Annotated in this window: 1 protein-coding gene; it reads right to left on the bottom strand. The window is 50.6% G+C overall.

All coding sequences use genetic code 11. The features are described from left to right. Positions 1–73: 73 nt before the first annotated feature. The coding region (locus H8K32_RS20835) for an ExbD/TolR family protein (RefSeq protein WP_186914418.1) at positions 74–255 on the bottom strand (182 nt) is incomplete at its 5' end.

Below are 255 nucleotides of genomic sequence, written 5' to 3'. Positions count from 1 at the left end.
CACTTCCGGATCGGCTGAAGAGCTGCCGGAACCTATTTGCATTCCCATATTCTTCCTTTATTTACCCGCTCAATTAGCCGCGTGGTGGTGGTTCGATGACGAAACCAACTTTGGAAATCCCTGCGCGTTGGGCGTTGAGGATCGTTTTGCCGATAAATTCGTAGCGAACGTTCTGGTCACCGCGGATGTTAACTTCCGGTTGCGGGATCTTTACGGCTTCTACTTTGAGTTTCTCGAACAGATCTTCTGTCCCGC

Origin of the sequence: Cognatundibacterium jejuense (assembly GCF_014284255.1) — a bacterium.
In the GTDB taxonomy this organism is placed as follows: domain Bacteria; phylum Pseudomonadota; class Gammaproteobacteria; order Burkholderiales; family Burkholderiaceae_D; genus Undibacterium; species Undibacterium jejuense.
This window is presented reverse-complemented; position numbering and strand designations above follow the sequence as displayed.